The sequence below is a fragment of the Rhizobium jaguaris genome (assembly GCF_003627755.1).
Lineage (GTDB): Bacteria > Pseudomonadota > Alphaproteobacteria > Rhizobiales > Rhizobiaceae > Rhizobium > Rhizobium jaguaris.
This window is the reverse complement of the sequence record NZ_CP032694.1, coordinates 1,775,995-1,800,600: the sequence shown is the minus strand read 5'-3', so window position 1 is coordinate 1,800,600 and position 24,606 is coordinate 1,775,995. Positions and strand designations below refer to the sequence as shown.

The 24,606-nt window shown below is 59.4% G+C and carries 36 protein-coding genes; 2 read left to right on the top strand and 34 right to left on the bottom strand.

The window, feature by feature from the left end:
- Positions 1-285 precede the first annotated feature (285 nt).
- Together msrP and msrQ are read left to right on the top strand one after the other, a co-directional pair.
- On the top strand, positions 286-1,233 hold the full coding sequence (msrP, locus tag CCGE525_RS08840; protein WP_120703934.1) for a protein-methionine-sulfoxide reductase catalytic subunit MsrP: 948 nt from the start codon (positions 286-288) through the stop codon (positions 1,231-1,233).
- Positions 1,230-1,886 (top strand): protein-methionine-sulfoxide reductase heme-binding subunit MsrQ, encoded by a 657-nt coding sequence (gene msrQ, locus CCGE525_RS08835; RefSeq protein WP_120703933.1) that lies wholly within the window; start codon positions 1,230-1,232, stop codon positions 1,884-1,886. Before msrP ends, msrQ begins: the two co-directional genes overlap by 4 nt.
- 31 nt (positions 1,887-1,917) lie before the next feature.
- On the opposite strand, the gene CCGE525_RS08830 is transcribed toward msrQ, so the two are convergent.
- The 34 genes from CCGE525_RS08830 to fusA form a co-directional block, all read right to left on the bottom strand.
- Entirely contained in the window at positions 1,918-2,808 is an 891-nt protein-coding gene (locus CCGE525_RS08830; protein WP_120703932.1) for an efflux RND transporter periplasmic adaptor subunit, read from the bottom strand.
- The gene (locus tag CCGE525_RS08825) at positions 2,805-3,014 is read right to left on the bottom strand and encodes a DUF1656 domain-containing protein (RefSeq protein ID WP_092844950.1); all 210 of its coding nucleotides are present in this window, start codon (positions 3,012-3,014) and stop codon (positions 2,805-2,807) included. Before CCGE525_RS08825 ends, CCGE525_RS08830 begins: the two co-directional genes overlap by 4 nt.
- A gap of 4 nt (positions 3,015-3,018) precedes the next feature.
- Complete coding sequence (locus tag CCGE525_RS08820; protein WP_120703931.1) at positions 3,019-5,091, bottom strand: FUSC family protein; 2,073 nt, start codon at positions 5,089-5,091, stop codon at positions 3,019-3,021.
- Positions 5,088-5,564, bottom strand: a complete 477-nt coding sequence (locus CCGE525_RS08815; protein WP_120703930.1) for a MarR family winged helix-turn-helix transcriptional regulator — start codon at positions 5,562-5,564, stop codon at positions 5,088-5,090. Before CCGE525_RS08815 ends, CCGE525_RS08820 begins: the two co-directional genes overlap by 4 nt.
- Before the next feature lie 219 nt (positions 5,565-5,783).
- Positions 5,784-6,188: a ribosomal maturation YjgA family protein gene (locus tag CCGE525_RS08810; protein WP_120703929.1), complete on the bottom strand. Its 405-nt coding sequence runs from the start codon at positions 6,186-6,188 to the stop codon at positions 5,784-5,786.
- Between the two features lie 175 nt (positions 6,189-6,363).
- Positions 6,364-6,786 carry a 50S ribosomal protein L17 gene (gene rplQ / locus CCGE525_RS08805; protein ID WP_120703928.1) on the bottom strand — a complete coding sequence of 141 codons (423 nt, stop codon included), beginning with the start codon at positions 6,784-6,786 and terminating at the stop codon, positions 6,364-6,366.
- Positions 6,787-6,833: 47 nt separating this feature from the next.
- Positions 6,834-7,844: a DNA-directed RNA polymerase subunit alpha gene (locus CCGE525_RS08800; protein WP_028753958.1), complete on the bottom strand. Its 1,011-nt coding sequence runs from the start codon at positions 7,842-7,844 to the stop codon at positions 6,834-6,836.
- Between the two features lie 103 nt (positions 7,845-7,947).
- Positions 7,948-8,337: a 30S ribosomal protein S11 gene (rpsK, locus tag CCGE525_RS08795; RefSeq protein WP_004118426.1), complete on the bottom strand. Its 390-nt coding sequence runs from the start codon at positions 8,335-8,337 to the stop codon at positions 7,948-7,950.
- A gap of 133 nt (positions 8,338-8,470) precedes the next feature.
- Entirely contained in the window at positions 8,471-8,839 is a 369-nt protein-coding gene (rpsM, locus tag CCGE525_RS08790; protein WP_004118424.1) for a 30S ribosomal protein S13, read from the bottom strand.
- Between the two features lie 218 nt (positions 8,840-9,057).
- Entirely contained in the window at positions 9,058-9,708 is a 651-nt protein-coding gene (locus tag CCGE525_RS08785; RefSeq protein ID WP_120703927.1) for an adenylate kinase, read from the bottom strand.
- The gene (gene secY, locus CCGE525_RS08780) at positions 9,705-11,045 is read right to left on the bottom strand and encodes a preprotein translocase subunit SecY (RefSeq protein WP_120703926.1); all 1,341 of its coding nucleotides are present in this window, start codon (positions 11,043-11,045) and stop codon (positions 9,705-9,707) included. Before secY ends, CCGE525_RS08785 begins: the two co-directional genes overlap by 4 nt.
- A 224-nt stretch (positions 11,046-11,269) precedes the next feature.
- Positions 11,270-11,740 (bottom strand): 50S ribosomal protein L15, encoded by a 471-nt coding sequence (gene rplO, locus CCGE525_RS08775; RefSeq protein ID WP_104822792.1) that lies wholly within the window; start codon positions 11,738-11,740, stop codon positions 11,270-11,272.
- Positions 11,741-11,756: 16 nt separating this feature from the next.
- Positions 11,757-11,969 (bottom strand): 50S ribosomal protein L30, encoded by a 213-nt coding sequence (gene rpmD / locus CCGE525_RS08770; protein WP_007690786.1) that lies wholly within the window; start codon positions 11,967-11,969, stop codon positions 11,757-11,759.
- A gap of 13 nt (positions 11,970-11,982) precedes the next feature.
- Positions 11,983-12,552 (bottom strand): 30S ribosomal protein S5, encoded by a 570-nt coding sequence (gene rpsE, locus CCGE525_RS08765; RefSeq protein ID WP_028753962.1) that lies wholly within the window; start codon positions 12,550-12,552, stop codon positions 11,983-11,985.
- 128 nt (positions 12,553-12,680) lie between these two features.
- A complete protein-coding gene (gene rplR, locus CCGE525_RS08760; protein WP_028753963.1) occupies positions 12,681-13,043 on the bottom strand; it encodes a 50S ribosomal protein L18 in 363 nt (120 codons plus the stop codon).
- Between the two features lie 12 nt (positions 13,044-13,055).
- A complete protein-coding gene (gene rplF, locus CCGE525_RS08755) occupies positions 13,056-13,589 on the bottom strand; it encodes a 50S ribosomal protein L6 (RefSeq protein WP_120703925.1) in 534 nt (177 codons plus the stop codon).
- 42 nt (positions 13,590-13,631) lie between these two features.
- Positions 13,632-14,030 carry a 30S ribosomal protein S8 gene (rpsH, locus tag CCGE525_RS08750; protein WP_028753965.1) on the bottom strand — a complete coding sequence of 133 codons (399 nt, stop codon included), beginning with the start codon at positions 14,028-14,030 and terminating at the stop codon, positions 13,632-13,634.
- Positions 14,031-14,042: 12 nt separating this feature from the next.
- Complete coding sequence (rpsN, locus tag CCGE525_RS08745) at positions 14,043-14,348, bottom strand: 30S ribosomal protein S14 (RefSeq protein ID WP_120703924.1); 306 nt, start codon at positions 14,346-14,348, stop codon at positions 14,043-14,045.
- A 33-nt stretch (positions 14,349-14,381) separates the two neighbouring features.
- On the bottom strand, positions 14,382-14,939 hold the full coding sequence (rplE, locus tag CCGE525_RS08740; RefSeq protein ID WP_120703923.1) for a 50S ribosomal protein L5: 558 nt from the start codon (positions 14,937-14,939) through the stop codon (positions 14,382-14,384).
- Positions 14,932-15,240 carry a 50S ribosomal protein L24 gene (rplX, locus tag CCGE525_RS08735; protein ID WP_120703922.1) on the bottom strand — a complete coding sequence of 103 codons (309 nt, stop codon included), beginning with the start codon at positions 15,238-15,240 and terminating at the stop codon, positions 14,932-14,934. The genes rplE and rplX overlap by 8 nt, the downstream gene beginning before the upstream one ends.
- Before the next feature lie 11 nt (positions 15,241-15,251).
- Positions 15,252-15,620: a 50S ribosomal protein L14 gene (gene rplN, locus CCGE525_RS08730; protein ID WP_003573790.1), complete on the bottom strand. Its 369-nt coding sequence runs from the start codon at positions 15,618-15,620 to the stop codon at positions 15,252-15,254.
- Between the two features lie 224 nt (positions 15,621-15,844).
- Positions 15,845-16,084, bottom strand: coding sequence for a 30S ribosomal protein S17 (gene rpsQ / locus CCGE525_RS08725; protein ID WP_120703921.1), 240 nt, complete (start codon positions 16,082-16,084; stop codon positions 15,845-15,847).
- Positions 16,085-16,096: 12 nt separating this feature from the next.
- Entirely contained in the window at positions 16,097-16,297 is a 201-nt protein-coding gene (gene rpmC, locus CCGE525_RS08720; RefSeq protein WP_007690763.1) for a 50S ribosomal protein L29, read from the bottom strand.
- Positions 16,298-16,308: 11 nt separating this feature from the next.
- Positions 16,309-16,722: a 50S ribosomal protein L16 gene (rplP, locus tag CCGE525_RS08715; RefSeq protein ID WP_004118395.1), complete on the bottom strand. Its 414-nt coding sequence runs from the start codon at positions 16,720-16,722 to the stop codon at positions 16,309-16,311.
- 36 nt (positions 16,723-16,758) lie between these two features.
- Entirely contained in the window at positions 16,759-17,484 is a 726-nt protein-coding gene (rpsC, locus tag CCGE525_RS08710) for a 30S ribosomal protein S3 (RefSeq protein WP_004118393.1), read from the bottom strand.
- A complete protein-coding gene (rplV, locus tag CCGE525_RS08705; protein WP_004118391.1) occupies positions 17,484-17,873 on the bottom strand; it encodes a 50S ribosomal protein L22 in 390 nt (129 codons plus the stop codon). Before rplV ends, rpsC begins: the two co-directional genes overlap by 1 nt.
- A 2-nt stretch (positions 17,874-17,875) precedes the next feature.
- Positions 17,876-18,154, bottom strand: coding sequence for a 30S ribosomal protein S19 (gene rpsS / locus CCGE525_RS08700; RefSeq protein WP_004118389.1), 279 nt, complete (start codon positions 18,152-18,154; stop codon positions 17,876-17,878).
- Positions 18,155-18,169: 15 nt separating this feature from the next.
- A complete protein-coding gene (gene rplB, locus CCGE525_RS08695; protein ID WP_120703920.1) occupies positions 18,170-19,006 on the bottom strand; it encodes a 50S ribosomal protein L2 in 837 nt (278 codons plus the stop codon).
- Between the two features lie 11 nt (positions 19,007-19,017).
- A complete protein-coding gene (locus tag CCGE525_RS08690) occupies positions 19,018-19,311 on the bottom strand; it encodes a 50S ribosomal protein L23 (RefSeq protein ID WP_120703919.1) in 294 nt (97 codons plus the stop codon).
- Positions 19,308-19,928 carry a 50S ribosomal protein L4 gene (gene rplD, locus CCGE525_RS08685; protein WP_120703918.1) on the bottom strand — a complete coding sequence of 207 codons (621 nt, stop codon included), beginning with the start codon at positions 19,926-19,928 and terminating at the stop codon, positions 19,308-19,310. The genes CCGE525_RS08690 and rplD overlap by 4 nt, the downstream gene beginning before the upstream one ends.
- Positions 19,929-19,941: 13 nt before the next feature.
- Positions 19,942-20,583 carry a 50S ribosomal protein L3 gene (gene rplC / locus CCGE525_RS08680; protein ID WP_120703917.1) on the bottom strand — a complete coding sequence of 214 codons (642 nt, stop codon included), beginning with the start codon at positions 20,581-20,583 and terminating at the stop codon, positions 19,942-19,944.
- 39 nt (positions 20,584-20,622) lie between these two features.
- Complete coding sequence (gene rpsJ / locus CCGE525_RS08675; RefSeq protein ID WP_003547547.1) at positions 20,623-20,931, bottom strand: 30S ribosomal protein S10; 309 nt, start codon at positions 20,929-20,931, stop codon at positions 20,623-20,625.
- A 311-nt stretch (positions 20,932-21,242) separates the two neighbouring features.
- Entirely contained in the window at positions 21,243-22,418 is a 1,176-nt protein-coding gene (gene tuf / locus CCGE525_RS08670; RefSeq protein ID WP_120703906.1) for an elongation factor Tu, read from the bottom strand.
- 67 nt (positions 22,419-22,485) lie between these two features.
- Positions 22,486-24,585, bottom strand: a complete 2,100-nt coding sequence (fusA, locus tag CCGE525_RS08665) for an elongation factor G (protein ID WP_120703916.1) — start codon at positions 24,583-24,585, stop codon at positions 22,486-22,488.
- Between the last annotated feature and the right edge of the window lie 21 nt (positions 24,586-24,606).

Sequence of the window (24,606 nt, the reverse complement as noted above, 5' to 3'; positions counted from 1 at the left end):
GAAGAGAGCGCCGACATTCCTGCTTTTTGGAATTGTCGTAATCCAATAGCACCGGACTGTCACTATCACCTAGGCCGAATCCGGTACGCTGCAAGGCAACGAGGTCTCCGGCCAGATCATTAGCCAAGTGACGTAGACAATGCGGGAGGCGGTTCATTCCATCACGAACGCACACAAAAATTTGGTTTCCGTCCAACAGAAATAACGTCGTAAGACGGTAACAAATCGTGCTTCTCCTGCGTAGAGGTCGTTACATCTCTACAATCGTAGAAAGGGATACCCGCAATGCCTTCCTATCGCCCGCCGAAGATCGCCTCCTCCGAGATCACGCCACGCTCGGTCTATCTGAGGCGCCGGGAGTTCCTCATGGCTGCGGCTGGCGCCGGTATTGCAATCGCCGGCGGGAAGAGCGCCTTTGCCGATACGTTGAACGCCACCAAGAGCAACTATACGGTCAACGAGAAGCTGACGCCGATCAAGGACGTCACCACCTACAACAATTTCTACGAATTCGGTCTCGACAAGGCCGATCCGGCGAAGCTTTCGGGCAACTTCAAGCCGCGGCCCTGGACTGTCAAGGTCGACGGCATGGTCGGCAAACCAGGCGCATTCGACATCGATGCGCTGATTAAGGAATTTCCGCCGGAGGAGCGCGTCTACCGCATGCGCTGCGTCGAAGCCTGGTCGATGGTTATCCCCTGGGACGGCTTTCCTCTTTCTGCGCTGCTCGACAAGGTGGAACCGCTTGGCAGCGCCAAATTCGTCGCCTTCGAGACGGTGGTGCGGCCTGAGGAGATGCCTGGGCAGTCCGGCGTCTTCCAGTCGCTGAACTGGCCCTATGTCGAAGGCCTGCGCCTCGATGAAGCGCGCAACCCGCTGACGCTGCTGGCTGTCGGTCTCTATGGCGAGACGCTGCCGAACGCGAATGGCGCGCCGATCCGCCTCGTCGTCCCGTGGAAATACGGCTTCAAAGGCATCAAGTCGATCGTGCGAATCACCCTCACCGACAAGCAGCCGCTGAACACCTGGCAGGCGACCAATAGCCAGGAATACGGCTTCTATGCCAACGTCAATCCGGCGGTCGATCATCCGCGCTGGAGCCAGGCGACCGAACGCCGCATCGGTGAAGGAGGCTTCTTCGGTGCGAACCGCCATCCCACCCTGCCCTTCAACGGCTATGCCGATCAGGTGGCGAGCCTCTATGCCGGCATGGACCTGAGGGCGAATTTCTGATGGCCTTTTCCCTCGCTCTGCCCAAGCGCTGGCAGCCGGCTTCCGTCTGGGCGCTTTATGTCGTCGGCCTGGTGCCGGCGGCATGGGAGTTCTATCTTGGCGCCACGGACCAACTCGGCGCCGATGCCGTGAAAACCTTCGAGCTGTTCCTCGGCCTGTGGGCGATCCGCTTCCTGCTCCTGACGCTTGCCGTTACTCCGGCGCGCGATCTGTTCGGCTGGAACTACCTGCGCTACCGCCGGGCGCTCGGCCTGCTTTGCTTCTACTACGCGCTGATGCATCTGACGGTCTATATGGTCCTCGACCAGGCGCTCGATGTGCAGGCAGTCATCGACGATGTGCTGAAGCGGCCCTTCATCATGTTCGGCATGGCCGGGCTAGTGATGCTGCTGGCGCTGGCCGTGACCTCCAACAACTTTTCGATCAAACGCCTCGGCAAGAGATGGATATGGCTGCACCGGCTGGTCTATATCATCGCCGCCTGCGGCGCGTTGCATTTCGCACTGTCGACCAAGGTTCTGTCAGTGGAGCAATATATCTATATCGGCCTGCTGATCGCCATGATCCTTTATCGGTCTTACCGCCCGATCATGATGGAAAAGCGCAGGGCAGCGCGGAAACCAACCGCCGTTGCCCGCTCCAAGGCGGCCTGAGTTCGGCCGCCCTGCTCTTTTCAAGCGATGATCATTCCGCAGCGCTGGCGATCTTGGCCTGTCCCGGCTCCTGCACCTCTACAGTCGCGGTCAGGCCGGCGATCAGCTTCGTACCGTCGGGTACCCTGTCGAGAGCGATGCGCACGGGCACACGCTGCGCCAGACGAACCCAACTGAAGGTCGGGGTGATGTTGGCGAGCAAGCTGCCTGAGGTACGCTCGCGGTCTTCGATGCCGGTGGCGATGCTCTCCACATGGCCCGTCAGCTTTTCCGCCTGCCCAATCAGACGGATCGACACCTCATCACCGATCTGGATGCGCGGCAGCTTGGTTTCCTCGAAATAGCCCTCGACCCGCAGGGAGTCAGTGTCGATCAGCGCGACCTTCGCTGCGCCCGCGGTGACATAGTCGCCCGGACGGAGAGTAAGGTTGGAAACACTGCCATTTACGGTCGCCTTTATCTCTGAGCGGTCGAGGTTGAGCTGAGCAAGAGCGCGATTGGCCGTCGCCTGGCCAAGGGCAGCCTGGGCCTGTTCTTCGGCGGTTTGCGCCTGCTCCTTCTGCTGGGCCGAGCCGGCATTGCCGAGACGCTGCTGTCGCTCGTTTTCACGGCGAGCCTGTTCGAGCGCCGCTTGGGCGCCCTGGAGCGCTGCGTCGGCCTGGGCCAGGGCAATCGTGAAACGATCACGATCGACACGGAACAAAACATCACCCTTCTTGACGATCTGATTGTCCTTTACCAGGACTTCGCTGACTGGGCCGGAAACATCGGGCGCGATGCCGACGACGTCGGCTCGCAGGCGGGCGTCACGCGTCCACGGCTCGTCCATATAGTGGCCCCAAAGCTGACGGCCGACATAGACGGCGGCGGCAACGAAAATGAGAGTGACGGCCACACGGCCGATAAGTTTCAACGTATTCATGTGAAATACCAACGAGAGACAGAGGAGACAGCGCCGAGCAGCAGGACATAAAGCGCGAGATCGAAAAGACCGCGATGCCAGACCAGAGTGTAGGCTCCGATCCATGCCAGCAGGCGCCTGAGGATGATGACGGCAAACAGCGTCACGAGCATGAGAACGAGAAGGCGCGGGATATAAACGCCATAAAGATCGAATTCTGCGGGCATAGTATTACTCGGCGGCAATGGGAAGAGGTTGAGTGGTATCCGATACCGGCGGCAGCCAGCTCGCCGGCGGTTCGGCATGGGGGAAGAGCGCCCGGCGAAGGCCAACAAGCGCATCGAGGCTCGCCCGGCCGGCGTGCCGCTTTTCCTGAGCGACCGCTTCGAGGCTACCGTCGATCGATGCGCGCAATGCGTCTGAGGGATCCACCCCGCGCTTGGCCTTCAGCTTCGCGCGATAGAAATCCGATACGCCGATCAGAACTTCGCTGATGGATGCGGCAGCAGCCGGCTTCAACTGGCCACGCTCCTTCTGCAGCATCAGCACGTTGAAGCCGAGACGGACATCGGCAAAACCGTCGACCTTCTTCAGTTCGCGGTCTTCAATAGCTGCGAGCCGAGGCACGAGCTGGCCCAGGCGATCCAGAATGCGGCCGGACAGGCGCTCGTGATCGGCGCGGCGGATGCCGGCCGCGGTTTCGGCTAGATCGGTCCAGCCGGCCCGCACCAGCCGCCAGGCGGCCAATTCGGCGCCGAACGGACGAGTGAGCAAGGTCCAGACCAAAGCGAAGCCCACGCCCGCCAAGGCTGCGACCGCACTATTTGCGAAGCTGGTAAAATCGGCCGTATAGCGATCCTGCAACGCGATAAAGCTTGCGCCGTTCACCGTCAGCAGCATGGCGAGCATATTGGTCTGCGGCCGCGGGATTAACAGGCCCATCACAAGGAAGGGCGGCGCAAAGACCAGCACCAGCATCTCGAAGCCGGAGATGGATGGCAATATGCCGAAGATGTAGACGCAGGCGATGGCCAGGCTCACGGCACACCAGATGAACATCGAGGTAATGAAGGGTGCGGGCCGATCGAGCGCGGCGAAAAACGAGCAGGCAACCGCTGCCATGCTGACAAAGCCTGCGCCATCCGCCCATCCGGAATAAATCCAGAAGAAGCAGGCAACCGCGATACCGACGACGGCTGTACCAGCCGAGAAGGCAAGCAACCCATAATCATAGTGCCTGATGTGACCGACGACGTCGCGGTGACGAAAAGCGGGACGCCAGGTGCCAACCTGCTGCCCAGAGACGATCTGGTTGCGCAGCGTCAGGCAATCCTGCCAGAGATCGACGATTTCCTTCAGGCGAGCAAGAGCGCTCGACCGGACGAGATCGTCCCAGCCGAGATCAATGTCATTCTGCTGCAATTCCTCGATCTTCTGGGAGAGGGTGTCGGCGGTATCGTCAGCCTTGCTGCGGCCGCCCTGCCCGAGCCAGTCGGCCACATCGTTCAGTACAGTGATCAGCTCCTGCGGCAGTGGCTTTTCACCAGCCTTCAGCGCATGCAGTCGATCGGCAAGGGACGAGAAGAGCGGCAGCAACATCAACAGACGGCCGCGCAGCTCACGGGAATGCCGGACGATGTCGCGGCTGCCTGCATCATATTTGAGCTGGCTGATAACGAGATCGAGACCGGTGACGTCGGAAGCCAGCTTCTGCCGCTTCAATGGAGTTGCCGGAGAAGCGCCCTCGCCGCGCAGGATCTCATCCGCCCAGGTGCCGGCGTCATCGAGCCAGGAGCTGATACGCCGACCCAGGACGGTGCCGACGCTACTTGGGAAAACAATGGCGCTGACAACACTTGCACAGACGATGCCGATGATGATCTCCTCGGAACGGGCGAGCGCAACGTCGAATATGGTTTCAGGCGAGCCGACGGCCGGGAGCGCGATCAGCGGCAGCGTATAGCCGGCAAGCATGAAGACATAGCTGCGCGAGGTGCGGTCGAGCATCGAGATGAACAGCAGTGTCCCGGTCCAGAGCGCAACGACGACGGAAAGCAATTCCGGCGCATTGACGAAGAGCGGGACGAGAATCACCGATGCAGAAGCGCCGATGAGTGTGCCGAGCGCGCGGTAGAGCCCCTTGGAGCTGGTTGCGCCGGCAAGAGGATTGGCGACCACGTAGACGGCAGCCATCGCCCAGTAGGGACGCGGCAGGTCCAGAGACAGCGCTATGAACAGCGCCATGATAGCCGCGATGAAGGCTTTGACCGAAAACAGCCAGTCGCGCCAGGTGGGAATGCTCATAAGACCTTCTCCCGCTCCTGCTCGGAGTCGGCCGCCTTCGGCGCCTCGAATTCCTCGAAGGCCTTCAGGACACGGATGGCAGCTTCGATATCCGCCTGGTCGACATTGGCGAGGATATTGCCGCGCAGCGCGTCGAGCGCGTCCTCCATGCGAGAGGCAAGCACCTCGCCTTCGGCCGTGAGCCACAAGCCTTTGGCGCGCCGATCCGTCGGATCATCCTTGCGGACGACAAGATCCATGTTCTCTAACTGATCGAGCAGCCGGACCAGAGACGGGCCTTCGATGCCGACATGGGTGGCGAGAACCACCTGGCGCACGCCTCCTCCCAGACGGCCGATCCAAAGCAGCGGCGCAGCGGCGGCTTCCGATATGCCATAGGAACTCAGCTCAAGATCGACAACCCGGCGCCATTGGCGGCCGGTCGTCAGCAAGTTGGCGGTGAAGATACGTTGCAGAGCGTTTAACGATTTCATGGGAACCTATTAGCACTAAACTAATTAGGATTCAAATTATTATTATACGAATTGATATCCGAATTGCGAATTGCAGCTATGCGTTCTGCCGGCGGCCTCTTAAAGCTGCAGCTGACGCGAACAATCGGATATGCTTCCGTTTGCCCGGAATAGGGTGCTAGCGATTGACGCTACTCAGATAGCAGCAGATCAGCCGATTGAAGCTCGTCTGGTATCAAACTAGGCGCCTCGTCTCGACAGCGCGCAATCAACCGCCAGCGCCGCCGAGATACCGGCGGCATAGGCCAAAATATTCCAGAGCGAAAAGACCCTTCCCAGCAACAGGGCTCCGGCGGTGGTCAATCGAAAAGCATCCAGCGCCGGGATATGCCAAAGCCTGAAAAGCTCCACGAGCACAGCAACGATCAGAGCCGCCGAGGTGATCCTGAAACGCCTGGCCGAAATGGAAATTGTCGCCAGGAGCCAGTAGACCATCGCTCCCCACAAGAACGATCCACCATATTTGGCGACCACAAAAGGCAGATGCATCGCATAGCCATATTGCCGAAGCGCAAGGCCGCTGGCAATGGTCAGCAGCAGCGTCAGGAACAGAAACAATCTTCCCCGTGTCAGTTTTCGCTGCATGTCCAGCGACGCTCCCCACAGCCAGATGCGCGTAGATCGGTCTACGACTCAGCAGTCGAGCGCCGATATTCCATAGCGATCACGGAGAATGAAAGTCCGCCCGGAAGACCGCAAACGCAAAAAGGCCGGATGATCGCTCATCCGGCCTCTTAATTTTGTATTCGAAGCGAGCCGATTAAGCGGCGGCGGCTTCTTCCTCGGCAGCAACGCGAGCCTTGTCGGCTGCGCCCTTGGCGAAGGTGTCGCGATCAACGAATTCGACGACTGCGAGAGCGGCATTGTCGCCCTGGCGGAAGCCGGCCTTCATGATGCGCAGGTAGCCGCCGTTGCGGGTGGCGTAGCGCGTTGCGATCGCGTCGAACAGCTTCGAAACGACGGCTGCATCGCGGATCTGCGAGATGGCCTGACGACGAGCGTGCAGGTCGCCGCGCTTGCCGAGGGTGACCAGCTTCTCGACGATCGGACGGATTTCCTTCGCCTTCGGGAGCGTGGTGACGATCTGCTCATGGGTGATGAGCGAAGCCGCCATGTTGGCGAACATCGCCTTACGGTGGCTAGCGGTTCTATTCAGCTTGCGGCCGGCTTTACCGTGGCGCATGGCTATTCTCCTTCACTTGCAGGCATCGCTCGCCTGCAGTTTGTTGGTTAGTATTGGTCTTCGTAACGCTTGGCGAGATCTTCGATGTTCTCGGGCGGCCATGCGGGCACTTCCATGCCGAGGTGCAGGCCCATGGAAGCGAGAACTTCCTTGATTTCGTTCAGCGACTTGCGACCAAAATTCGGCGTGCGGAGCATTTCTGCTTCGGTCTTCTGAATGAGGTCGCCGATATAGACGATGTTGTCGTTCTTCAGGCAGTTTGCCGAGCGAACAGACAGTTCCAGTTCGTCCACCTTCTTGAGGAGCGCCGGGTTGAAAGCAAGTTCGGTGACTGCTTCTTCTTCGGCTTCCTTCTGCGGCTCGTCGAAGTTGACGAAGACGCCAAGCTGATCCTGAAGGATGCGAGCCGCGAAAGCGACGGCATCTTCGCCGGTGATCGAGCCATCGGTTTCGATCGACATGCTCAGCTTGTCGTAGTCGAGAACCTGTCCTTCGCGGGTGTTTTCAACCTTGTAGGACACCTTCTTGACCGGCGAATAAAGGCTGTCGACCGGGATAAGACCGATCGGAGCATCTTCCGCACGATTGCGCTCGGCCGGGACATAGCCCTTGCCGTTGTTGACGGTGAATTCCATACGGATTTCGGCGCCCTCGTCGAGCGTGCAGATGACATGCTCGGGGTTGAGGATTTCAATGTCGCCGACCGTCTGGATGTCGCCAGCCGTTACAACGCCTGGGCCCTGTTTGCGGACGACCATGCGCTTGCTGTCATCGCCATCCATCTTGATGGCGATTTCCTTGATGTTCAGCACGATGTCCGTCACGTCTTCCCGGACGCCCGGGATAGAGGAGAACTCATGCAGCACGCCGTCGATCTGCACGGCCGTCACAGCGGCGCCGCGCAGAGAGGACAGCAGAACGCGACGCAGCGCGTTGCCGAGGGTGAGACCGAAACCACGCTCCAGCGGTTCAGCCACGAGCGTAGCCTTGGTGCGGCCGCTCGAGGAGAACTCGACCTTGTTCGGCTTGATCAGTTCCTGCCAGTTTTTCTGAATCATGTTCTTGCCTTCCGTTCGTTGCCACCATCCAATCGTGGCAACCGAGCTTGAGAAGCACCAAGCCGGACACATATGTGCCGGCTGGTGTCGTGAGTGGCGATGATCAGACGCGGCGCTTCTTGCGCGGGCGGCAACCATTGTGCGGGATCGGGGTCACGTCGCGGATAGACGTGATCATGAAACCGGCAGCCTGGAGCGCGCGCAGAGCGGATTCACGACCGGAGCCCGGACCGCAAACTTCAACTTCCAGCGACTTCATGCCATGTTCCTGGGCCTTCTTGGCGCAGTCTTCAGCAGCGATCTGGGCAGCGAACGGGGTCGACTTGCGCGAACCCTTGAAGCCCTTGGCACCAGCGGACGACCAGGCAATGGCGTTGCCCTGTGCGTCGGTGATGGTGATCATCGTGTTGTTGAAGGTCGAATTGACGTGCGCAACGCCCGACGTAATATTCTTGCGCTCGCGACGGCGAACGCGGACGGCTTCCTTGGCCATGGTAGTCCTTTCTTGGATCTCTTCACCGCCGTAATGCCAGCGGCTACACCGGAACGACGCCTATATGGCCCCGCTCCAAACTCAAAAGAGGCCGGCGCAGACCGCCAGCCTCCCACATCCGGTTTCCCGGAAATTACTTCTTCTTACCAGCAATAGCCTTTGCCGGACCCTTGCGGGTGCGGGCATTGGTATGAGTGCGCTGGCCGCGAACCGGCAGGCCGCGACGATGACGCAGGCCGCGGTAGCTGCCGAGGTCCATCAGACGCTTGATGTTCATCGCGGTTTCGCGACGAAGGTCACCTTCGACCTGATAGTCACGGTCGATGGTTTCGCGGATCTGCAGAACTTCGGCGTCCGTCAGCTGATTGACGCGACGCTCGGCCGGAATACCGACCTTTTCGCAGATTTCCTGTGCAAACTTCGGTCCGATCCCGTGAATGTAACGAAGCGCGATAACTACGCGCTTTGCAGTCGGGATGTTGACGCCAGCGATACGAGCCACGCCTGTTCTCCTTGCATTCCTTTTGCCTGAGCAAAGGGCTTTGTTATGCAGCCCTGGAGCTGCTTGTTCAATTCGGGTCCGTAACACGTCAAAACGACCGTACCCGGACCTCCCTACGGAAATCCGCGCCGATCGCATGGCATGTCGCGAGTTGGCGCGGTGTTTAGCGGAATCAGCGCAAAAAAGCAACCGCCCCCGACAAGTTTATTTTAAGCTATCTAAAGCTTAGAAAGGATGGCCTCGATATCGGCCGTCACATGCTCAATATCGGCCATGCCGTCGACCGACTGAAGCTTGCCCTTGGCATAATAGTAGCCAATGAGCGGCGACGTTTCCTTGTAGTAGACCTGCAGACGCTCGACGACGGTCTCTCTGTTGTCGTCGGCGCGACGCTTGAAATGCGTGGAACCGCAACGGTCGCACACACCTTCTTCTTTGGGCTTCAGATTTTCGTCGTGATAACCGGCGCCGCAATTGGCGCAGGTATAACGGCCCGAAATACGATCGGCGAGCACGGCGTCATCCACCTTGATCTCGATCACGACGGAAAGGTCGAGACCCTTCGTCTTCAGCATCGCTTCCGTCGCGTCAGCCTGAACGAGCGTGCGCGGAAAACCATCGAGAATAAAGCCCTTGGCGCAATCCGGTTGATCGATACGCTCGGACACAATGGCGTTGACAATTTCGTCCGAAACAAGCTTGCCGGCGTCCATAACGGCCTTGGCGCGCTTGCCTACTTCAGTCCCGGCTGCCACCGCGGCCCTCAGCATATCACCCGTGGAAAGCTGCGGAATGCCGTACTTTTCCACGATACGCTGGGCCTGGGTCCCCTTACCTGCTCCCGGCGGCCCCAAAAGTATCAATCTCATCGCCCCCTCTTTCCTCCACGCAACTTCGATTTCTTGATCAGGCCTTCATATTGCTGTGCGATCAGGTGACCCTGAATCTGCGCCACCGTATCCAGCGTTACGCTAACCACGATCAGAAGCGAAGTGCCACCCAGAGACAGCGGAATACCGGTCTGGGACACGAGAATTTCGGGCAGAATGCAGACGAAGACAAGATAGATCGCGCCGATCACCGTGATTCGGGTCAGCACATAATCGATGTATTCAGCGGTGCGCTCACCCGGGCGGATACCCGGAATGAAGCCGCCGTGCTTCTTCAGATTGTCGGCCGTATCCTTCGGATTGAAGACGAGCGCGGTATAGAAGAAGGCGAAGAAGGCGATCAGGGCACCGTAGAGCACCATGTAGATCGGCTGGCCATGACCAAGGGCAGCGACAATCGAGGTGACCCAAGTCGGCAGGGCCGTGTTATTGCCGAGACCAGCAACCGTCGCCGGCAGCAACAACAGCGACGATGCGAAGATCGCCGGGATAACGCCTGATGTGTTGAGCTTCAGCGGCAGGTGCGAGGTATCGCCCTGGAACATACGGGTGCCGACCTGGCGCTTCGGATACTGGATCAGCAGGCGGCGCTGGGCGCGCTCGACGAAAACGATCAGCCCAATGACCAGGACAGCCACGACGAGCACCGCAAGAATCAGACCGGTCGACAGAGCGCCGGTGCGGCCGAGTTCGAGCGTACCAGCAAGAGCGGTCGGCAGACCGGCTGCGATGCCCGCGAAGATAATCAGCGAAATACCGTTGCCGATACCGCGCGACGTGACCTGCTCACCGAGCCACATCAGGAACATCGTGCCGCCGAGCAGCGTGACGACGGTCGAAAGACGAAAGAACCAGCCTGGATCAAGGACGACGCCATTGCCGTGCTCAAGGCCAATCGCAATGCCATAGGCCTGCAAAGCGCCGAGCAACACCGTGCCGTAACGGGTGTACTGGTTGATGATCTTGCGGCCCTGCTCGCCTTCCTTCTTCAGGTTCTCGAGCGCCGGCACGACCGAGGTCATGAGCTGCACGATGATCGAAGCGGAGATATAGGGCATGATGCCGAGCGCGAAAATCGCCATGCGCTGCACGGCACCGCCGGAAAACATGTTGAAAAGGCCGAGAATGCCGCCGGACTGATTCTGGAAGGCCTGGGCGTAGGCCGCCGGATTGAGCCCCGGAAGCGGGATATGGGTACCCAGACGGTAGACGAGGAGAGCACCGAGCGTGAACCACAGGCGCTTTTTGAGATCCTCGGCTTTGGCAAAGGTCGCAAAATTGAGATTGGATGCCAATTGTTCCGCTGCAGAAGCCATGCAAATCTCCGCATTACCAATTCCGGCATAATCGGCCGGGTCCGGAATCAGTCTTTAATTGTTTAAAAGCCGGGCTTTGGACGGATTGCGCTGCAATCGGATGCCTCACCCTTGGTTCCCGTTATTCCCCGGAAAGACACTGCTGCATCATTCAGGTTCGTGAGGCTCACATATGGGAGCAAAATCGCCCGGTGTGAAGCACCCCGGGCGATTTATTGATAAGATTATTCTGCGACAGAAGCGAGCAGCTTGATGGAACCGCCTGCCTTTTCGATCTTTTCGACCGCCGGCTTGGAGGCGCCTGCAACTTCCAGCGAAAGCTTCGCCTTCAGTTCGCCATCCGAAAGAACGCGAACGCCGTCCTTGACGCGGCGAATCACGCCGGCAGCCTTGAGGGCGGCAGCATCGACTGTTGCCTTGGCATCGAGCTTACCGGCATCGACGGCAGCCTGGATGCGAGCGAGCGACACGACGACATAGTCGGCAGCGAAGATGTTGGTGAAGCCGCGCTTCGGCAGACGACGGTAGATGGGCATCTGGCCGCCTTCGAAGCCGTTGATGGCAACGCCCGAACGGGACTTCTGACCCTTCACACCACGGCCGCCGGTCTTGCCGGAGCCGGAGCCGATGCCGCGGCCGAGGCGCTTGCGGCTATGGGTCGAGCCTTCGTTATCCTTGATCTCATTCAGTTTCATAGCGAATACCTCCGGCTCACTTCTCGTCGACAACGCGAACGAGATGCTGGACAGCACGGATCATGCCACGAACAGCCGGAGTGTCTTCCAGCGTGCGGCGACGGTGCATCTTGTTCAGTCCGAGACCGATCAGCGTCTTCTGCTGAACATCCGGACGGCGGATGGGGCTGCCAATCTGCTCGACCGTAACGGTCGCCTTGGCTTCAGCCTTCTTGGTCGTCTTGGCCATAGGTCAAACTCCCTTATTCTTCGGAGGCGTTGCCCGAGGACGTACGGCGAGCCTGCAGAGTGGCATACTTGATGCCGCGCTGAGCTGCGATGTCCTTCGGGTGAACCTGGTGCTTCAGGGCGTCGAACGTGGCGCGAACCATGTTGTACGGGTTCGACGAACCGGTCGACTTGGCAACGACGTCATGAACGCCGAGCGTTTCGAAAACGGCGCGCATCGGGCCGCCGGCGATGATACCGGTACCGACCTTGGCCGAGCGCAGCAGAACCTTGCCGGCGCCATGGCGGCCATGGACGTCGTGATGCAGCGTACGGCCGTCACGCAGCGGTACGAAGATCATGTCGCGCTTGGCGCTTTCGGTTGCCTTGCGGATCGCTTCCGGCACTTCGCGTGCCTTGCCGTGACCGAAGCCGACGCGGCCCTTCTGGTCACCGACGACGACGAGAGCGGCGAAACCGAAACGGCGGCCACCCTTTACAACCTTGGCGACGCGGTTGATCGCGACCAGCTTGTCGACGAATTCGCTATCGCGCTCTTCACGGCTCTGGCGGTCTTCCCGCGGAGCCCTCTTTTCCTGTGCCATTGTCCTCTTCCTTTTTCTTTTCCGGGTGCAATCGGCAAACAAAACGAAGACCGCATCGACCTCCCGAAGGAGATCAGCGGTCCGGTGATATCCGGCCGGCGCCCGAAGGCCACCGGCCGGAAACTTAATCAGAAGGTCAGACCACCTTCGCGGGCTGCATCGGCCAGAGCCTTGATGCGGCCGTGATAGATGAAGGCGCCGCGGTCAAACACGACTTCCTTGACGCCGGCCTTGGAGGCGCGCTCGGCAACGAGCTTGCCAACGAGGGCTGCGGCTGCGGTGTCGGCACCGGTCTTCAGAGAACCGCGCAGATCCTTGTCGAGGGTGGAGGCAGACGCAAGCGTCTTGCCGGCCACATCATCGATGACCTGGGCGTAGATGTTCTTCGACGAGCGATGAACCGACAGGCGCGGACGGCCATTGGCCACCGACTTGAGTTGACGACGCACGCGGTTGGCACGACGTGCAAGTGCTTCTTTCCTGCTAGCCATTTCGCGTGATCCTTACTTCTTCTTGCCTTCTTTGCGGACGATCCGCTCGCCGGCATACTTTACGCCCTTGCCCTTGTAGGGCTCAGGACCGCGATATTCGCGGATTTCAGCGGCAACCTGGCCGACCTGCTGCTTGTTGATGCCGGTGACGACGATTTCCGTCGGCTTCGGCACAGCAATCGTGATGCCCTGCGGCGGCTCGTAGATCACGTCGTGGCTGAAGCCGAGCGCGAGCTGCAGGTTCTTGCCCTGCATGGCAGCACGGTAGCCGACGCCGTTGATTTCGAGCTTGCGCTCGTAGCCGTCCTTAACACCCTTCAGGATGTTCTCGATCATCGTGCGGGACATGCCCCACTTTGCACGAGCATCCTTGGAGTCGCTGAGCGGCGTTACGACAATTGCATTGTTTTCCAGCTTGAGACCGATTTCGTCGTTAGCGACGAAAAACAGTTCGCCCTTGGGGCCTTTAGCAGTCACCTTCTGGCCATCAACCGAGGCCGTGATTCCTGCAGGCACCTGAACGGGCTTCTTACCGATACGAGACATTTTTTCAAACCTGTCTGTTTCGAAGGAGATCCCTGTTCGATCTTAGAAGACCGAGCAGAGAACCTCGCCACCAACATTCTGTTCACGAGCCTGGTGATCGGCCATCACACCCTTCGGAGTCGAAAGGATGATGATGCCGAGACCGTTCGCGACCTGCGGAATGGACTTCACCGAGACATAAACTCGGCGGCCCGGCTTGGACACACGGCCGATCTCACGGATCACCGATGCGCCTTCGTAGTACTTGAGTTCGATGTTGATCTCAGACTTGCCGTTGCCGAAATCGACGACGGAATAGCCACGGATGTAGCCTTCAGCCTGCAGAACATCGAGAACACGCGCACGGAGCTTGGACGAAGGCGTCGAAACCGACGACTTGCGGCGAGAAGCACCGTTGCGGATACGGGTGAGCATATCGCCCAAAGGATCAGTCATAGTCATCTAATCTGCTCCTTACCAGCTCGACTTGACGACGCCCGGCACTTTGCCGAGGTTGCCGAGTTCACGCAGCGCGATACGCGACATGCGCAGTTTGCGGTAATAGGCGCGCGGGCGGCCCGATACTTCGCAACGGTTGCGAATGCGGGTCTTGGATCCATCGCGCGGGAGCGATGCCAGCTTCAGGGTAGCCTTGAACCGCTCTTCGATCGAAAGAGACTGGTTCATGATGATTGCCTTCAGGGCAGCCCGCTTAGCAGACTGGTTGGCAACCGTATTGCGGCGGCGCTTGTTCTTTTCGACTGCGCTTGTCTTCGCCATATCAGGGTTCCTTTTCTACGCTCGTCGTTACGGTTATTGACGGAACGGGAAGTTGAACTCTTTCAGAAGAGCCCGTGCTTCGTCGTCCGTTGTCGCCGTCGTGCAAACGATGATGTCCATGCCCCACATCTGATCAACCTTGTCGTAGTTGATCTCAGGGAACACAATGTGCTCCTTGATGCCCATGGCGAAGTTGCCACGACCGTCAAAGCTTTTCGGGTTCAGGCCGCGGAAGTCGCGAACGCGCGGGAGCGCGATGTTGACCAGACGATCCATGAACTCGTACATGCGGGCGCCGCGCAGCGTCACCTTGGCGCCAATCGGCATGTTTTCGCGGACCTTGAAGCCTGCGATGGAGTTGCGTGCGCGGGTGATGACCGGCTTCTGGCCAGCGATGGCAGCCAGGTCGGCAGCAGCAACGGTCGGCTTCTTCGAATCAGCCGTCGCTTCGCCCACACCCATGTTGATCACGATCTTGTCCAGCTTCGGGATCTGCATTTCGTTGGCGTAGGAGAACTTCTCCTGCATCGCTGCGCGAATGCGGCCAACATATTCCTTCTTGAGCCGCGGCTCGTACTTTGCCTCAGCCATCGATCACTTCTCCCGAGGTCTTGGCCACACGGACCTTCCTACCATCTACAACCTTGAAACCGACGCGGGTCGGCTTGCCGTCCTTGTCGACGATCGCAATGTTGGACAGGTGAAGCGGGGCTTCCTTATTGATGATGCCGGCTTCCTGGGTCTGCGTCTGGCGCTGATGGCGCTTGACGACGTTGACGCCACGGACGACCGCACGGTCTTCCTTCGGCAGCACTTGAATAACTTCGCCGGTGCGGCCCTTGTCCTTGCCGGCCAATACGACGACCTTGTCGCCTTTACGGATCTTTTGCATCGCTCCGCTCCTTAAAGTACTTCTGGAGCCAGCGAGATGATCTTCATGTGGTTCTTGGCGCGAAGTTCGCGCGGAACCGGTCCGAAGATACGGGTGCCGATCGGCTCTTTCTTGTTGTCGATGAGGACTGCTGCATTGGTATCGAAGCGGATGACGCTGCCATCCGGACGACGGATGTCCTTGGCGGTGCGAACGACAACCGCCTTCATCACGTCACCCTTCTTCACGCGGCCGCGCGGAATGGCTTCCTTGATCGAAACGACGATGACGTCGCCGATCGAGGCATACTTGCGCTTCGAGCCGCCCAGCACCTTGATGCACATGACACGACGTGCGCCGGAATTATCCGCCACGTCGAGGTTTGTTTGCATCTGAATCATGTCAGGTCGCCTTCTTGTTGTTACCGGAATGGTTGGGCTTAACAGCCCCCTACCCCGGCTTATGGACTAGTGTCTTGTCTGATTTCTCCGGCACTCGGGACCGCCTGGGTCACCTCGCCGGCCATCAATAAAGCAAAAGAACGCCCGTTCTCGAGCGTCCTGCTTCCAAGCTCGTGCTTCATACAGATATTTCGCCCAAGCGCAAGGGCCTGAGCGAAATTCTGTTACTTGGTCTGGGCGGAAACGACCGTCCAGGTCTTGTCCTTGGAGATCGGTGCGCATTCCTCGATGGAAACGACGTCGCCGACCTTGTACTGATTGTTTTCGTCGTGAGCCTTGTACTTCTTGGAACGACGAACGGTCTTCTGGAGCAGCGGGTGAGCGAAACGACGCTCAACGCGGACAACTACCGTCTTCTCGTTCTTGTCGCTGACCACGACGCCCTGCAGAATGCGCTTCGGCATGTTATTCTTCCTTTAGGCCTTTGCTTCTGCCGCCTTCTGGCGGGCAATGGTTTTCACGCGAGCGATGTCCTTGCGGACTTCGTTGATGCGCGAGGACTTTTCAAGCTGGCCGGTCGCCTTCTGAAAGCGCAGATTGAACTGCTCCTTCTTCAGCTTGGCAAGCTCGTCCTTGAGTTGGTCGGCGCTCAGGGCGCGAACATCTGCGGCTTTCATGAGCTTCTTCCTTACTCTGCAATGCGCTGCACGAAGCGCGTCTTGACCGAGAGCTTGGCGGCGCCGAGGCGCAGAGCCTCGCGAGCGATTTCCTCGCTCACACCATCGATCTCGAACATCATACGGCCAGGCTTGACCTTGCATGCCCAATATTCGACAGAGCCCTTACCTTTACCCATGCGGACTTCGGTCGGCTTTGCGGTTACCGGAACATCCGGGAACACGCGGATCCATACACGGCCGGCGCGCTTCATGTAGCGCGTGATCGCGCGGCGAGCCGCTTCGATCTCACGAGCGTTGACGCGGTTGGGCTCCTGCGACTTCAGACCGAATTCGCCGAACGCGAGGTCAGAACCACCCTTGGCAACGCCCTTGATGCGGCCCTTAAATTGCTTGCGGTACTTCGTACGCTTTGGCTGCAACATTTTCTTATTCTCCGAACTTATCTGCCACGAACGCTATCAAGCGTTGTCGCGGCGGCGGTCTCTATCGCGATCGCGGCTAGCCGGACCTTGAGCGTCGCCTTCGAGCGCGCGGCGTTCGGAGGCCATCGGATCGTGTTCAAGGATTTCGCCCTTGAAGATCCAGACCTTGATGCCGCAGATGCCGAATGCGGTTTCTGCTTCAGCCGTGCCGTAGTCGATGTCGGCGCGCAGCGTATGCAGCGGCACGCGACCTTCGCGGTACCATTCCGTACGAGCGATTTCTGCACCGCCGAGACGGCCGGCGCAGGTGATCTTGATGCCTTCGGCGCCAAGACGCATCGCGGACTGAACGGCGCGCTTCATAGCGCGACGGAAAGCAACACGGCGCTCGAGCTGCTGAGCGATCGACTGGGCAACCAGCGTCGCATCGATTTCCGGCTTGCGCACTTCAACGATGTTGAGATGCGTTTCGGAATTCGTCATGTCCGACAGCTTCTTGCGGAGCTTGTCGATGTCAGCGCCCTTCTTACCGATGATCAGGCCCGGACGAGCCGAGTGGATCGTGACGCGGCACTTCTTGTGCGGACGCTCGATGACCACCTTGGAGATACCGGCCTGCTTCAGTTCGTTCATGACGAACTTGCGCATCTTCAGGTCTTCGTGGAGGAGCTGACCATACTCGGCATTGTCCGCAAACCAGCGGCTATCCCAAGTACGGTTGATGCCAAGACGAAAACCGATCGGATTGATTTTCTGACCCATTACGCGGCCTCCCCTTGAGCTTCCACTTCACGAACGACGATCGTCAGGTGCGCGAACGGCCGCTCGATGCGAGATGCGCGGCCACGGCCACGAGCGTGGAAACGCTTCATGACGATCGACTTGCCGACGTAGGCTTCCGCAACGACCAGCGAGTCAACGTCAAGATCGTGGTTGTTTTCTGCGTTGGCGATCGCGGATTCGAGCGTCTTCTTGACGGCGCCAGCGATGCGCTTGCGCGAGAATTCCAGCTCTGCGAGCGCGCGATCAACCTTCTTGCCGCGGATAGAAGCCGCGACCAGGTTGAGCTTCTGCGGGCTGACACGGAGCGTGCGCGCAACTGCCTGCGCTTCATTGTCCTTCAGCCGGCGTTCGGTTTTTGCCTTGCCCATTGTTACTTCCTCTTCGCCTTCTTGTCCGCACCGTGACCATAATAGGTACGGGTCGGGGCGAACTCGCCGAACTTGTGTCCGACCATGTCTTCATTGACGCTGACCGGAATATGCTTGCTGCCGTTGTAAACACCAAAGGTGAGACCAACGAACTGCGGCATGATGGTGGAGCGACGGCTCCACATCTTGATCACTTCGCTGCGTCCGCCTTCGCGCACCTTCTCAGCCTTCTTGAGAAGATAGCCGTCAACAAACGGACCTTTCCATACTGAACGAGCCACTTGAGACTTCCTCTCTTACTTCTTGCGCTGATGGCGCGAGCGCATAATGAACTTGTCGGTCGACTTGTTCGACCGCGTACGCTTGCCCTTGGTCGGCTTGCCCCACGGGGTCACCGGATGGCGACCACCGGAGGTGCGGCCTTCACCACCGCCGTGCGGATGGTCGACCGGGTTCATGACAACGCCGCGGTTATGCGGACGCTTGCCGCGCCAACGGGAACGACCGGCCTTGCCGTCGTTGATGTTGCCGTGGTCCGGGTTCGAAACGGCGCCGATCGTTGCCAGGCAAGAGCCGTGCACGAGGCGCTGTTCGCCGGAGTTCAGGCGAAGGATCGCCATGCCCTGGTCACGACCGACGAGCTGGGCGTACGAACCGGCGGAGCGAGCGATCTGGCCGCCCTTGCCCGGCTTCATTTCCACGTTGTGGATGATGGAGCCGACCGGGATGAACTGAAGCGGCATGGTGTTGCCCGGCTTCACGTCCACAGCCTTGTCCGAAGCGATGACCTTGTCACCGGAAGCAAGACGCTGCGGAGCCAGGATATAGGCCAGTTCGCCGTCCGTGTACTTCACCAGCGCGATGTAAGCGGTACGGTTCGGATCGTATTCGATGCGCTCGACGGTTGCCTCGACGTCGAACTTGCGACGCTTGAAGTCCACCAGACGGTAGCTGCGCTTGTGACCGCCGCCCTGGAAGCGCACGGTGATGCGGCCCAGGTTGTTGCGGCCACCCTTGGAGGTCAGGCCTTCGGTCAGGGTCTTGACCGGCTTGCCCTTGTAGAGCGAGGACCGGTCGACGATGACCAGCTGACGCTGGCTCGGGGTCGTCGGATTGAATGTTTTCAATGCCATTTTCTTATTCCTCAGAGACCGGTGGAGACGTCGATCGACTGGCCTTTGGCGAGCGTCACAACAGCCTTCTTCACGTCCTTCTGCTTGCCGACCAGGCCGCGGAACCGCTTGACCTTGCCCTTGCGCAGCAGAGTGTTGACGGCCGTGACCTTGACGCCGAACAGCGCTTCGACGGCAGCCTTGATTTCCGGCTTCGTCGCGGTCTTGGCAACGTTGAAAACAACCTGGTTGTTATCCGAAACCAGCGTGGACTTTTCGGTGATCGCAGGAGAAACGATCACATCGTAATGGCGAAGATCCGTCACTTGAATCGCTCCTCTAGAGCTTCAACTGCAGCCTTGGACAGCACGAGCTTGCCGCGGCGCAGGATGTCGTAAACGTTGATGCCCTGGATCGGCAGAACATCGATGTTCGGGATGTTCTGGGCCGCGAGCTTGAAGTTGCTGTCCAGCTCAGCACCACCGATGAAGAGCGCGTTGGTCAGGCCAAGCGTCTCGAAGGTGCTGGCCAGGGCCTTGGTCTTCGCATCGGCTGCAACCAGGCTGTCGATGACGATGACGTCTTCGGACTTCAGCTTGGCGGACAGAGCGTGACGCAGGCCGAGGGCGCGAACTTTCTTCGGCAGATCGTGCTCGTGGCTGCGCACGACCGGGCCGTGAGCCTTACCACCGCCGCGGAACTGCGGAGCGCGAGCCGAATGGTGACGAGCGCGGCCCGTACCCTTCTGCTTGTACATCTTGGCGCCGGTGCGGGACACTTCAGCGCGGCCCTGGGCCTTGTGCGTGCCCTGCTGCTTCTTGGCGAGCTGCCAGCGAATGACGCGTGCGAGGATGTCCTCACGCGGCTCGAGGCCGAAAATCGCATCAGAAAGGGAAACCTTCCCAGCGTCTTTTCCCTCGAGGGTCTTGACGTTCAATTCCATTGGTTTGGCTCCCTTACTTCGCAGCCGACTTGACGGCATCGCGCACGATGATCCAGGCACCCTTGGAGCCGGGAACTGCGCCCTTGACGAGGATCAGACCGCGATCTTCATCGGTCGATACCACTTCGAGGTTCTGCGTCGTGACGCGCGTCTGGCCCATGTGACCAGCCATCTTCTTGTTCTTGAACACCTTGCCCGGGTCCTGGCGCGAGCCGGTCGAACCGTGCGAGCGGTGCGAAACCGACACACCGTGCGTGGCGCGCAGACCGCCGAAGCCGTGGCGCTTGATGGCGCCGGCAAAGCCCTTACCGATCGTCGTGCCAGTCACATCGACGAGCTGGCCCGCCGTGAAGTGACCTGCATTGAGCTCGGTGCCGACTTCAAGCAGGTTCTCATCCGTGACACGGAATTCTACGAGCTTGGCCTTCGGCTCAACGCTGGCAACGGCGAAGTGACCGCGCAGGGCCTTCGTCGTGTTCTTGACTTTCGCCTGGCCGGCACCGAGCTGAACTGCGGTGTAGCCATTCTTTTCAACTGTGCGCTGAGCCACGACCTGGCAGCCATCCAAACGCAATACGGTTACCGGGACATGCTCGCCGGCGTCGTTATAGACGCGGGTCATTCCCACCTTCTGTGCAATCACACCTGAACGCATCGGTTCAATCCTTCTCACTCAGCTCGAGGACCAGAGGTCTCAGAGCTTGATCTCAACATCGACACCGGCGGCGAGATCGAGCTTCATCAGCGCGTCTACCGTCTGCGGGGTCGGGTCAACGATGTCGAGAAGGCGCTTATGCGTGCGCATCTCGAACTGCTCGCGGCTCTTCTTGTCGATGTGCGGGGACCGGTTAACCGTGAACTTCTCGATACGGGTCGGAAGCGGAACGGGGCCCCGGACGCTAGCACCGGTGCGCTTCGCCGTCGACACGATCTCGCGCGTGGAAGCATCGAGAATCCGGTGATCGAACGCCTTCAGGCGAATGCGGATATTTTGGCCGTTCATTCGACGTTATCCTTGTGTTTTGTTATCTCGCGTGCCGCTAAAAAAGGGCACGCATTGTTCTTTTTCCTAAGGCGGACCACCGGTTTCAAAGATCGAGAGGGACGCCGGCTGCGGCATCCCCATCCACTTCTTTAGACCTTTCGGCCCACCTTATTGTTAATCTCATTGGCCGCTTCGTTATTCGAAGCAGGGCGCAAATCGCGCTCGCGCGCCATTTGCAACATTTCGATGTCATAAGCAAGCGGCTACCGCCGCTTGCATCATATTATTGTCATCGAATCGGCCACTCGGATGAAGTGGCCGACTTCGAATTACTCGACGATGCTAGCGACGATGCCGGCGCCGACGGTGCGGCCGCCTTCGCGGATCGCGAAGCGCAGCTTTTCTTCCATCGCGATCGGAACGATCAGCTCGACGTCAACCGTGATGTTGTCGCCAGGCATAACCATTTCCGTGCCTTCCGGAAGCGTCACGATGCCCGTCACGTCCGTCGTGCGGAAGTAGAACTGCGGACGGTAGTTCGTGAAGAACGGCGTATGACGGCCGCCTTCTTCCTTCGTCAGGATGTAGGCTTCGGCCTTGAACTTCTTGTGCGGCTTAACAGTGCCCGGCTTTGCCAGGATCTGGCCACGCTCGACGCCGTCGCGGTTCACACCGCGGATCAGCGCGCCGATGTTGTCGCCGGCCTGGCCCTGGTCGAGCAGCTTGCGGAACATTTCAACGCCGGTCACCGTCGTCTTCGACGTCGGACGAATGCCGACGATTTCGACTTCTTCACCAACCTTGACAATGCCACGCTCGACGCGGCCCGTCACAACCGTACCACGGCCCGAGATCGAGAACACGTCTTCGATCGGCATCAGGAACGGCTGGTCGATCGGACGCTCAGGCGTCGGGATGTAGGCGTCAACGGCTGCCATCAGTTCGCGGATCGCGTTTTCGCCGATTTCCTTGTTGCTGTCTTCCAGAGCTGCAAGCGCCGAACCCTTGACAACCGGAATGTCGTCGCCCGGGAAGTCGTAGGACGACAGCAGTTCGCGAACTTCAAGCTCGACGAGCTCCAGAAGCTCGGCGTCGTCAACCTGGTCGACCTTGTTCAGGAACACAACGATCGCCGGAACGCCAACCTGGCGGGCGAGCAGGATGTGTTCGCGCGTCTGCGGCATCGGGCCGTCGGCAGCCGAGCAAACCAGGATCGCGCCGTCCATCTGCGCCGCACCCGTGATCATGTTCTTCACATAGTCAGCGTGGCCGGGGCAGTCGACGTGCGCATAGTGACGGGCAGCCGTCTCATATTCAACGTGAGCCGTCGAAATCGTGATGCCACGAGCCTTTTCTTCCGGTGCCGCGTCGATTTGGTCATACGCCTTGAACTCACCGAAGAACTTCGTGATCGCTGCCGTCAGAGACGTCTTGCCGTGGTCAACGTGGCCGATCGTGCCGATGTTAACGTGCGGCTTATTGCGCTCAAACTTACTCTTTGCCATTTTCGGCTCTCCGTTTTTCCTGTCCCCGAAGGGATCAATTCTTGTTATCGGTCAATTGGTATTCCGGTCACTTCTGACCGGAATACTTTGCCTGGATTTCCTGTGCGACGTTCGACGGGACCGGCGAATAATGATCGAAGGTCATGGTGTACTGCGCACGGCCCTGAGACATGGAGCGCAGGTTGTCGACGTATTTGAACATGTTTGCCAGCGGGACATTCGCGTTGATGACAACGGCGATACCACGGCTTTCCTGGCCCTGGATCTGGCCACGACGCGAGTTCAGGTCGCCGATGACGTCGCCGACATAGTCTTCCGGCGTCACGACTTCGACCTTCATCATCGGCTCGAGGAGCTGGGCACCAGCTTCGCGAGCTGCTTCACGGAAGCAGGCACGTGCGGCGATTTCGAAGGCCAGAACCGACGAGTCAACGTCGTGGAAGGCGCCGTCGATCAGCGTCGCCTTGACGCCGAGCATCGGGAAGCCAGCCAGCGGGCCCGAAGACAGAACGCTTTCGATACCCTTCTGTACGCCCGGGATGTATTCCTTCGGAACAGCACCGCCGACGATCTTGGACTCGAACTTGAATTCGTCGCCTTCCGGGTTCGGTTCGAACACGATCTTGACGCGAGCGAACTGACCGGTACCACCCGACTGCTTCTTGTGGGTGTAGTCCTTCTCGGTCTGACGCGTGATCGTTTCGCGGTAAGCAACCTGCGGCGCGCCGACGGTAGCTTCGACCTTGAATTCACGACGCATGCGGTCGACGATGATGTCGAGGTGAAGTTCACCCATGCCGGCAATGATCGTCTGGCCCGATTCCTGGTCCGTCTTCACACGGAAGGACGGATCTTCGGCAGCCAGACGGTTGAGCGCGAGGCCCATCTTTTCCTGGTCGCCCTTGGTCTTCGGCTCAATCGCGATCTGAATGACCGGCTCGGGGAATTCCATGCGCTCGAGGATAACCGGCTTCAGCGGATCGCAGAGCGTATCGCCAGTGGTGGTTTCCTTAAGGCCGGCCAGAGCAACGATGTCGCCGGCGAAGGCTTCTTCGATGTCTTCACGCGAGTTCGAGTGCATCTGCAGCATGCGGCCGACGCGCTCGCGCTTGTCCTTGACCGTGTTCATGACCGATACACCCTTTTCGAGCTTACCGGAGTAGATACGGGCGAAGGTCAGAGAACCGACGAAGGGGTCGTTCATGATCTTGAACGCCAGCATGGACAACGGCTCGTTGTCGTCGGCATGACGTTCTATCTCGGCGTCGGTCTTGAAGTCGATGCCCTTGATCGCCGGAATGTCGAGCGGCGACGGCAGGTAGTCGACAACGGCATCGAGCAGCGGCTGAACACCCTTGTTCTTGAAGGCGGTGCCGCAGAACATCGGATGGAACTTGACATCGATCGTGCCGCGACGAACGAGCGCGCGAATCTGATCGTTGTCCGGCAGGTTGCCTTCGAGGTAGGCTTCAGTCGCGGCTTCGTCGATCTCGACAACGGTCTCGATCAGCTTTTCGCGATATTCTTCGGCCTTGGCCTTCATGTCTTCCGGGATTTCAACGACGTCCCACTGAGCGCCGAGCGACTCGTCGCGCCAGATGAGAGCATTCATCTCGATCAGATCGACGACGCCCTTGAATTCGGTTTCGGCACCGATCGGCAACTGCATGACGACAGCGGTGGCGCCAAGACGGGTCTTAATCATTTCGACCGAGCGATAGAAATCGGCGCCGGTCTTGTCCATCTTGTTGCAGAAGATCATCCGCGGGACATTGTACTTCTCAGCCTGACGCCAAACGGTTTCCGTCTGCGGCTCGACACCGGCGTTGGCGTCGAGCAGCGCGATGGCGCCGTCGAGAACGCGCAACGAACGCTCGACTTCGATGGTGAAGTCGACGTGGCCAGGGGTGTCGATGATGTTGAAGCGGCGCGTCTTGCCGTCACGGCCCTTCCAGTAGGTGGTGGTGGCAGCGGAGGTGATCGTGATGCCACGCTCCTGCTCCTGCTCCATCCAGTCCATGGTGGCTGCGCCGTCGTGGACTTCGCCGATCTTGTGCGACTTGCCGGTGTAGTAAAGAATACGCTCGGTGGTCGTGGTCTTGCCGGCGTCGATGTGCGCCATGATACCGAAATTGCGGTAGTCTTCGATTTTATATTCGCGAGCCATGGTGGACTGCCTTTCGGAAAC

Excerpts from the sequence above, each read along its gene's own strand:
- msrP (WP_120703934.1), top strand. The coding sequence starts at position 286 with ATGCCTTCCTATCGCCCGCCGAAGATCGCCTCCTCCGAGATCACGCCA.
- CCGE525_RS08830 (WP_120703932.1), bottom strand. The coding sequence starts at position 2,808 with ATGAATACGTTGAAACTTATCGGCCGTGTGGCCGTCACTCTCATTTTC.
- CCGE525_RS08825 (WP_092844950.1), bottom strand. The coding sequence starts at position 3,014 with ATGCCCGCAGAATTCGATCTTTATGGCGTTTATATCCCGCGCCTTCTC.
- CCGE525_RS08820 (WP_120703931.1), bottom strand. The coding sequence starts at position 5,091 with ATGAGCATTCCCACCTGGCGCGACTGGCTGTTTTCGGTCAAAGCCTTC.
- CCGE525_RS08815 (WP_120703930.1), bottom strand. The coding sequence starts at position 5,564 with ATGAAATCGTTAAACGCTCTGCAACGTATCTTCACCGCCAACTTGCTG.
- CCGE525_RS08810 (WP_120703929.1), bottom strand. The coding sequence starts at position 6,188 with ATGCAGCGAAAACTGACACGGGGAAGATTGTTTCTGTTCCTGACGCTG.
- rplQ (WP_120703928.1), bottom strand. The coding sequence starts at position 6,786 with ATGCGCCACGGTAAAGCCGGCCGCAAGCTGAATAGAACCGCTAGCCAC.
- CCGE525_RS08800 (WP_028753958.1), bottom strand. The coding sequence starts at position 7,844 with ATGATTCAGAAAAACTGGCAGGAACTGATCAAGCCGAACAAGGTCGAG.
- rpsK (WP_004118426.1), bottom strand. The coding sequence starts at position 8,337 with ATGGCCAAGGAAGCCGTCCGCGTTCGCCGTCGCGAGCGCAAGAATATT.
- CCGE525_RS08785 (WP_120703927.1), bottom strand. The coding sequence starts at position 9,708 with ATGAGATTGATACTTTTGGGGCCGCCGGGAGCAGGTAAGGGGACCCAG.
- secY (WP_120703926.1), bottom strand. The coding sequence starts at position 11,045 with ATGGCTTCTGCAGCGGAACAATTGGCATCCAATCTCAATTTTGCGACC.
- rplO (WP_104822792.1), bottom strand. The coding sequence starts at position 11,740 with ATGAAACTGAATGAGATCAAGGATAACGAAGGCTCGACCCATAGCCGC.
- rpmD (WP_007690786.1), bottom strand. The coding sequence starts at position 11,969 with ATGGCCAAGACGACCAAGAAGGCTGAAGCCAAGGCGACCGTTACGGTC.
- rpsE (WP_028753962.1), bottom strand. The coding sequence starts at position 12,552 with ATGGCACAGGAAAAGAGGGCTCCGCGGGAAGACCGCCAGAGCCGTGAA.
- rplR (WP_028753963.1), bottom strand. The coding sequence starts at position 13,043 with ATGGCTAGCAGGAAAGAAGCACTTGCACGTCGTGCCAACCGCGTGCGT.
- rplF (WP_120703925.1), bottom strand. The coding sequence starts at position 13,589 with ATGTCTCGTATCGGTAAGAAGCCCGTTCAGGTGCCTGCAGGAATCACG.
- rpsH (WP_028753965.1), bottom strand. The coding sequence starts at position 14,030 with ATGACTATGACTGATCCTTTGGGCGATATGCTCACCCGTATCCGCAAC.
- rpsN (WP_120703924.1), bottom strand. The coding sequence starts at position 14,348 with ATGGCGAAGACAAGCGCAGTCGAAAAGAACAAGCGCCGCCGCAATACG.
- rplE (WP_120703923.1), bottom strand. The coding sequence starts at position 14,939 with ATGGCTGAGGCAAAGTACGAGCCGCGGCTCAAGAAGGAATATGTTGGC.
- rplX (WP_120703922.1), bottom strand. The coding sequence starts at position 15,240 with ATGCAAAAGATCCGTAAAGGCGACAAGGTCGTCGTATTGGCCGGCAAG.
- rplN (WP_003573790.1), bottom strand. The coding sequence starts at position 15,620 with ATGATTCAGATGCAAACAAACCTCGACGTGGCGGATAATTCCGGCGCA.
- rpsQ (WP_120703921.1), bottom strand. The coding sequence starts at position 16,084 with ATGCCGAAGCGCATTCTGCAGGGCGTCGTGGTCAGCGACAAGAACGAG.
- rpmC (WP_007690763.1), bottom strand. The coding sequence starts at position 16,297 with ATGAAAGCCGCAGATGTTCGCGCCCTGAGCGCCGACCAACTCAAGGAC.
- rplP (WP_004118395.1), bottom strand. The coding sequence starts at position 16,722 with ATGTTGCAGCCAAAGCGTACGAAGTACCGCAAGCAATTTAAGGGCCGC.
- rpsC (WP_004118393.1), bottom strand. The coding sequence starts at position 17,484 with ATGGGTCAGAAAATCAATCCGATCGGTTTTCGTCTTGGCATCAACCGT.
- rplV (WP_004118391.1), bottom strand. The coding sequence starts at position 17,873 with ATGGGCAAGGCAAAAACCGAACGCCGGCTGAAGGACAATGAAGCGCAG.
- rplB (WP_120703920.1), bottom strand. The coding sequence starts at position 19,006 with ATGGCATTGAAAACATTCAATCCGACGACCCCGAGCCAGCGTCAGCTG.
- rplD (WP_120703918.1), bottom strand. The coding sequence starts at position 19,928 with ATGGAATTGAACGTCAAGACCCTCGAGGGAAAAGACGCTGGGAAGGTT.
- rplC (WP_120703917.1), bottom strand. The coding sequence starts at position 20,583 with ATGCGTTCAGGTGTGATTGCACAGAAGGTGGGAATGACCCGCGTCTAT.
- rpsJ (WP_003547547.1), bottom strand. The coding sequence starts at position 20,931 with ATGAACGGCCAAAATATCCGCATTCGCCTGAAGGCGTTCGATCACCGG.
- tuf (WP_120703906.1), bottom strand. The coding sequence starts at position 22,418 with ATGGCAAAGAGTAAGTTTGAGCGCAATAAGCCGCACGTTAACATCGGC.
- fusA (WP_120703916.1), bottom strand. The coding sequence starts at position 24,585 with ATGGCTCGCGAATATAAAATCGAAGACTACCGCAATTTCGGTATCATG.